Below are 6,397 nucleotides of genomic sequence, written 5' to 3' on the forward strand. Positions count from 1 at the left end.
GACCCCACGATCACCACCGCCGAGGGCGGCACCTCGAACACCGGCTACTGGCGGGTGGGCTGGGACAGCACCGGCGGCTGGACCTCGTCCCCGACCACCAGTTACTGGACCGGCAGCCTCGGCTACGCGGCGGTCTACTCCGTGGCGCTCAGTGCGGCGCAGGTGCGACAGCTCTACGTCGCCGGTACCTAGGTGCCTTCGGCTCGTGAGCACTATTCCGCCCTATGACACGGACTAGTGCTCACGAGCGCGAAGCGCACCTACTTACGCGTGCGGGCGCGCGACCAGCGGCAGGCTCACCGTGTTCCCGGTGCGGTCGTCGTTCGCCGCCTCGACCGCCGACTCGACGAGCCCGTGGTCCGGCGAGAGGTGGCAGACCGGGTCGGTGCGGGTGGCGTCGCCGGTGAGCGCGAACGCCTGGCAGCGGCAGCCACCGAGGTCGACCTCGCGCCGGGAGCAGCTGCGGCACGGGTCCTGCATCCAGTCGGTGCCGCGGAACGCCGAGAACATCGGCGAGTCCTCCCAGATCCAGCGCAGCGACGCCTCGCGGACGTTCGCCCGCGGCAGGGGCAGCTCGTGCGCGGCGAGGCACGGCATCGCGTCCCCGGTGGGCACGACCACGAGCTGGCGCGCGCCCCAGCCGCCCATGCACGGCTTGGGGTAGGTCGCGTAGTAGTCCGGGACCACGTAGATGATCTCCATGCGGCCGCGCAGCCGTTCCTTCGCGGCGCGGACGGTGACCTCGGCGGCCGCGAGCTGCTCGCGGCTGGGCAGCAGCGCGGTCCGGTTGCGCCACGCCCAGCCGTAGTACTGCGTGTTGGCGAGCTCGATGCGGTCGGCGCCGAGGTCCTCGGCGGCGGCCAGCACCTGGTCGACCCGGTCGATGTTCTGGCGGTGCAGCACCACGTTCAGCGTCAGCGGCCAGCCGAGCTCCCGCACGGTGCGCGCCGCGGCGATCTTGCGCTCGAACGACGGGGTGCCGGCGATCCGGTCCGAGAGCGTCGGCTCGTCGGCCTGCAGGGAGACCTGGACGTGGTCGAGTCCGGCGTCGTGCAGCTCCGCCGCCCGCGACGTGGTGAAGCCCAGCGCGCTCGTGACGAGGTTCGTGTAGAGCCCCTGGTCCCGGGCGGTGGCGACGATCTCGGCGAGGTCGCGGCGCAGCAGCGGCTCGCCGCCCGAGAGGTGGCACTGCAGCGCGCCGAGGTCCGCGGCCTCGGTGACCACCCGCTGCCAGTCGGCGGTGGAGAGCTCGTCGCGGTAGGCGGCGATCTCGATCGGGTTCGAGCAGTAGGCGCAGGCCAGCGGGCAGCGGTAGGTCAGCTCGGCCAGCAGGCCCAGCGGGCCCTCGGGCTTCGGGGTCGTCACGTCGTCGTCATCTCCACGTGCCGTCTCTCGACGAGACGGCCCAGATAGGCGTGCACCTGCTCCTCGGGGACGTCCCCGTAGCGCTCGCGCAGCGCGGCGACGATCTCGGACACCGTCCGGGACCCGTCGCACAGTTCGAGGATGGCGGTGCCGGTCGTGTTGAGGACGACCACGGTCTCGGGCAGGAGCAGCACGTGGCGGTCGCGGGACGCGTCGTGGCGCAACCGCACCCCCCGGCCCAGCCGCGGTACCGCGTCGGCGTCCACGGTGGTGCTCACTCCGGGTACGCCCGGTCGATCGCGTCCATCATGGCCCAGAGGACGTCGTTCTTGAACGCCAGCGCGTCGTAGGCCAGCTGCTCGGTCTCCGGGGTCCGGCAGTGCTCGAGCACCACCTCCAGGGCGTGCTCGGAGTCCCGCGGCGCCTGGAAGAGCCGGTTGCGGAAGTACTGCAGGCCCTCCGGGTCGATCCACGTGTAGTACTTCTCGAACGCCGCGAGCCGGTTCGCCATGAGGTCGGGGGCGAACAGCTCGGTGAGCGACGAGGCCACCGCGACCACCCACGGCTTCGTCCGCGCGAACGTCACGTAGGCGTCGACGGCGAACCGCACGCCGGGCACGACGTGGCGGTGGTCGAGCATCTCCTCGCGCGGCACACCGCACGCCTCGCCCAGGCGCACCCAGGCCTCGATGCCGCCCTCCTCGCCTCCGCCCTTCCCCGTCGCTCCGCTCGCCCCGTCCACGCCGTCGTGGTCGGTGATCCGCCGGATCCACCGCCGGCGGACGGCCACGTCGGGGCAGTTCGACAGGATCGCGGCGTCCTTGATCGGGATGGCCTCCTGGTAGGCGAACCGGTTCGCGACCCAGCCCTCGATCTGCCGGCGCGAGAGCTCCCCGTCGTTCATCCGCACGTGGAACGGGTGGGCCGCGTGGTAGCGCTCGGCCTGGGAGCGCAGCCGGTCGACCAGCTCAGTCATGCCGTGAACTCCAGTCCGTCGGTCCCGATCTCGACCCCGGCCTTCTCGACGACCGCCCGCTCGGGCGAGTCCTCGAGGAGGATCGGGTTCGAGTTGTTGATGTGCACGAGCACCCGCTGCGGCACCGCGAGGCCCTCCAGCCACTCGAGCATGCCCGCGTCCTGCGCGACGTGCCCCATGTCGGACGCCCGCTTGCGTCCCAGCCCGAGCCGCGCGAGCTCGTCGTCGTGGAAGCAGGTGCCGTCGACCAGCAGCACCGAGGCGCCCTCACAGGCGGCGCGCAGCGGGGCGAGGTCGGCGACGCCGGGGGCGTACACGACGACGCCGCCGGTACCCGTGTCGCGGAAGCGGTAGCCGATCACGCGGCCCGGGTCGTCGGCCGGATTGCCCCCCGTCGCTTCGCTCGCCCTGGCCCGGACCTCGGCGAACCGCGGCTCCTTGCCGGTCGGCAGGTCGATCGCGGTGTAGGTGAGCTCCGGGGTGAGAGCGTGCTCCACGCCGGGCTCGACCGGGACGACCTCGACGGGGCAGTAGCGCTCCAGCGTCGTCAGGAACCCGGTGCCGCGGCGCAGCGTGGCCTCGGTGGCCGCGGTCGCGTGCACGGTCACCCCGCGACCCTCACGCAGCAGGAGCAGACCCAGCGTGTGGTCGATCTCGGCGTCGGTGAGCAGCACGGCCTCGAGCGGGGTGGCGCGGCCGTCGCGGGGGTGCAGGCCGCGGCAGGCGGTCATCTGCTGGCGGACGTCCGGCGAGGCGTTGACGAGGAACCACCGGTCGCCCGCCTCGACGGCGATCGACGACTGCGTCCGCGGGGTCGCGGTGCCCTCCCGGGCCGCGCGGCAGCCGTCGCAGGAGCAGTTCCACTGCGGGAATCCGCCACCGGCGGCCGATCCGAGCACCCGGACGCGCACGCGGCCTCCTCGCCGTGGGTCGCGGCCGGGCACCGGGGCGCTCCCGCGCACCCGGTGCCCGCCAGTGGACGTGTCAGTCGATCTGGGCGACGTACATCGTCACCTCGGGGGCGACCCCGATCTCCTCGAACTCGGGGGCCTCCCACACGGCGGCGGACTCCATCGTCTCCCACTTCCTTCCTCGTCCGGCCGTCCGACGGCCTCGGACGGCCTCCCCCGACCGTAGGAGTGTTCGCGATCACGTCCCACCCGCAGCCCGGCATCCCCTCCGGAGGGAGGGGGCGCCCCCCTCGACCGGACAGCGACGGACGTGCACGCCGCCGGGGAGATCATTCGCCGGTTCCCGGGGGAACCCCCGGGCCGTGATCGTCGACGGCTGCCCCAAGCGCATGGTGTTCGGTCCCTGCGGCGGGGTCCGTCCCGGCGGGGCCTGCGAGCTCGACCCGGCGCTCCCCTGCCCCTGGGCGGCGCCCGACCCGGCGGACGAGGTGCCGGTGCGCCGGTGGGACGGGCCCACCCCCGACGCGGGCGCGGTGACGTCCGGGGGGCTCCTCGACACCGCGACGCGGCGGCCCGTCGTGCTCACCGACCTGTCCGTCCCGCCGTACGACGTCGCGACCCTGCGCGACGTCGCCGGGCGCCTCGCCCGGCACAGCGACGCGCTGCTGGTCGGCGAGCACCACGACGTGCCGGACTTCCCCCCGACGATGATGGCCGCGGAGCTCCGGGCCGCGGGCGCGCACCCGTGGATCACGCTGACCTGCCGGGACCGCAACCGCGTCGTGCTCGAGCAGGAGCTCGCCGGGCTCGCGGCCCTCGGCGTCGAGGGCGTCCTCTGCGTCACCGGGGACGGTCGCGGGCCCGGGGTGCGCCCGGAGGTGACCGGCGTGTTCGACCTCGACTCGACGCGCCTCACCAACCTGGCCGCCCACGCCGGGCTGGCCGCGACCGTGGCCGTCGCCCCGGCCGCCCCGCCGGCGGGTGTCCGGGCGCGGGTCCTCGCCGAGAAGCAGCGCGCCGGGGCGTCGCTGGTGGTCACCAACCACGCACCCCGGCCCGAGGTGCTGGCCGCCTTCCTGGAGCAGGCGCGCGCCGCCGGGGTGGACCTGCCGGTGATCGCCGGCGTCGCGGTCTACACCGACGAGCCGACGGCCCGCGGCCTCGCGGCCCTCCCGGGCCTCGAGCTCGACGAGGAGGCGGTGGCCGCGGTGCTCACCGCGCCCGACCCGGTCGAGGCGGGCATCGCGACCGCGGTGGCCGAGGCGCGGGCGCTGCTCGCGGTGCCCGGCGTCGTCGGCGTCAACCTCTCCGGTGTCGGATCGCGGGCGGGGTGGGTACCCGCCGCCGACATCAAGGCGGAGGTGGGGCGGCGGCTCGCGGTCGAGCGGGCCACGGTCCCGTCCTGATCCGGTCCGGCGGACCGGACGGAGGTGGCGGGTGCCCCAACAGGGTGCGGCGGAGATCGACGGCATCCGGGCGGTCGGGGCCGACCCCGCGCTGGAGGCCGAGTTCGACACCGTGGCCGCGTGGACGGAGGCGGCGGTCGCCGAGCTCGGCGAGGACCACGCCATCCCCGCGGCGTGCCGCGGCTCCGGCAGCCCTGCCGACCTCGCCTGGCTCGCCGACGGTCTCGACCTGCACGACGACGACCGCTTCCTCGACGCCGGGTCCGGGCTCGGCGGCCCGACGGCGTGGCTGATCCGCGAGTACGCCGACCGGTGGTCGGGGCCGGTGGTGCTGGCCGAGCCGATGCCCCACGCCGCGGCCGCGTCGCGGCGCCTGTTCGGGCGGCCCGCGGTGGCGGCCTGGAGCGAGCACCTGCCGCTGGCCGACGACTCCGTCGACGCCGCCTGGTGCCTCGGGGTCCTCGACACGACCGAGGAGAAGCGCACCCTGCTCGCCGAGCTGCACCGCGTGCTGCGACCCGGCGGGCGCCTCGGCCTGCTCGTGCTCGTCGCCCGGCGGGAGCCCTCGGAGGACCTGTCGAGCAACAGCTTCCCGAGCGACGAGTCCGTGGAGCGCGACCTCGAGGCCACCGGGTTCCACGTCCTCGACCGGCGCGACGCCGCCTCGACCGCCAGCGCCCCCGACGACTGGCAGCGCCGCGAGGAGGCCGTGCAGGCGGTCATCGCGCGCGACCACGCCGACGATCCGGCCCACCGGGAGGCCGAGCACCAGCACGCGGTCCTCGGGCGGCTGATGTCCGCCGGGGAGGTCGTCAGCGTGCTGCTGCGCTCCCGGGCGTACTGACGAGTCCCTCGCAGGCGGCGACCAGCACCTCGGCGGCCTCCCGCGCGGCCCGGTCCGCCGGGAGGCGGCCGGCCAGGCGCTGCCAGCGGGCGCGCTGCGCGCGGGCCGCGGCGGCGACCTCGTCGGGGCCGGCGTCGGCGGGCAGGCCCAGCCGTGCCGTCGGCGAGGTCCCCTCCCCGCCGAGCAGGCGCACGGCGGCGTCGCGATGCGCGGCCGGCAGGACCGTCCGCCCGGTGCGGACCGCGTCGGCCAGCTCGGCCTCGGCCAGCTCCTGGGCCGCGGTGGTCCTCACCCGCTCGACGTCGAAGAGGACGCGGCGCCCCCACGGCTCGCGGTCGGCGCGGGCGAGGGCCTCGATCCCCTCGAGCACCGCGCGGGCCCGGGTGCGCGCCGCCCGGGGGCGGCAGTCGCGCTCCAGGGCCTCGACGACGGCGGCGATCTCGCCGGTGCGCGGGTCGGGAAGGGTGACGCGCACGGTCCGGTCGGTGGGCCCGGCGCCGTCGGTGTCGGGCTCGGGGTCGGGCGGCGCCACGCGGACGGCGACCGTGGGCCGCTCCGCCAGCCAGCCCGGCACCCACGACCCGGCCTCGTCGCGGGCGAGCAGGACGAGCTCGTCGACGACGTCCTCGGGCGCGAGCGGGCCGGCGGCGGCCCGCGCGGAGAGGTCCACGACGACGCCTGTGGGCGGGTGGGCGGCGGTGAGGGCCTCGGTGACCGCGGCGGCGTCGGCGGGGTCCGGGGCGGCGACGCCGACGCGCCACGACGCGCCGTGCCGGGCGAGCAGGGCCGCGAGCGGGCGGGCCGCCGGGTGGCGGTCCGGCGTGCGGGCGAGAACGGCGCGGAGCAGGTCGACCGCGGCGTCGTAGAGCGGCGAGCCCGACGGCGGCAGCAGCGG

At 75.9% G+C, this 6,397-nt stretch carries 8 protein-coding genes and 1 pseudogene; 3 read left to right on the top strand and 6 right to left on the bottom strand.

Annotated features, from left to right (window positions below; translation table 11 throughout):
* Positions 1–192, top strand: a 192-nt coding sequence (locus tag AC0CYZ_RS17235; protein WP_472217509.1) for a hypothetical protein, incomplete at its 5' end; no start/stop codon positions are given.
* A gap of 72 nt (positions 193–264) precedes the next feature.
* Here the strand turns inward: AC0CYZ_RS17235 and pqqE are convergent.
* The 5 genes from pqqE to pqqA form a co-directional block, all read right to left on the bottom strand.
* Entirely contained in the window at positions 265–1,365 is a 1,101-nt protein-coding gene (gene pqqE, locus AC0CYZ_RS17240; protein WP_472217511.1) for a pyrroloquinoline quinone biosynthesis protein PqqE, read from the bottom strand.
* Positions 1,362–1,643, bottom strand: coding sequence for a pyrroloquinoline quinone biosynthesis peptide chaperone PqqD (pqqD, locus tag AC0CYZ_RS17245; RefSeq protein ID WP_472217513.1), 282 nt, complete (start codon positions 1,641–1,643; stop codon positions 1,362–1,364). Before pqqD ends, pqqE begins: the two co-directional genes overlap by 4 nt.
* On the bottom strand, positions 1,640–2,341 hold the full coding sequence (gene pqqC, locus AC0CYZ_RS17250) for a pyrroloquinoline-quinone synthase PqqC (RefSeq protein WP_472217515.1): 702 nt from the start codon (positions 2,339–2,341) through the stop codon (positions 1,640–1,642). Before pqqC ends, pqqD begins: the two co-directional genes overlap by 4 nt.
* The gene (pqqB, locus tag AC0CYZ_RS17255; protein ID WP_472217517.1) at positions 2,338–3,252 is read right to left on the bottom strand and encodes a pyrroloquinoline quinone biosynthesis protein PqqB; all 915 of its coding nucleotides are present in this window, start codon (positions 3,250–3,252) and stop codon (positions 2,338–2,340) included. The genes pqqC and pqqB overlap by 4 nt, the downstream gene beginning before the upstream one ends.
* A 73-nt stretch (positions 3,253–3,325) precedes the next feature.
* A complete protein-coding gene (gene pqqA / locus AC0CYZ_RS17260; RefSeq protein WP_472217518.1) occupies positions 3,326–3,415 on the bottom strand; it encodes a pyrroloquinoline quinone precursor peptide PqqA in 90 nt (29 codons plus the stop codon).
* A 199-nt stretch (positions 3,416–3,614) separates the two neighbouring features.
* On the opposite strand from pqqA, the gene AC0CYZ_RS17265 reads away from it, so the two are divergent.
* Complete coding sequence (locus AC0CYZ_RS17265; protein WP_472217520.1) at positions 3,615–4,658, top strand: methylenetetrahydrofolate reductase; 1,044 nt, start codon at positions 3,615–3,617, stop codon at positions 4,656–4,658.
* A 31-nt stretch (positions 4,659–4,689) separates the two neighbouring features.
* On the top strand, positions 4,690–5,502 hold the full coding sequence (locus tag AC0CYZ_RS17270; protein WP_472217522.1) for a class I SAM-dependent methyltransferase: 813 nt from the start codon (positions 4,690–4,692) through the stop codon (positions 5,500–5,502).
* Here the strand turns inward: AC0CYZ_RS17270 and AC0CYZ_RS17275 are convergent.
* Positions 5,471–6,397: pseudogene (locus AC0CYZ_RS17275) on the bottom strand (hypothetical protein); the annotation flags it as partial. The gene AC0CYZ_RS17270 and the pseudogene AC0CYZ_RS17275 sit on opposite strands and share 32 nt — an antisense overlap.

The sequence above is a fragment of the Actinomycetospora sp. genome (genome assembly GCF_055612215.1).

What these genes read in the sequence shown, in the direction of transcription:
- pqqA (WP_472217518.1), bottom strand. Translation starts at nt 3,415, where the DNA reads ATGGAGTCCGCCGCCGTGTGGGAGGCCCCCGAGTTCGAGGAGATCGGG.
- pqqC (WP_472217515.1), bottom strand. Translation starts at nt 2,341, where the DNA reads ATGACTGAGCTGGTCGACCGGCTGCGCTCCCAGGCCGAGCGCTACCAC.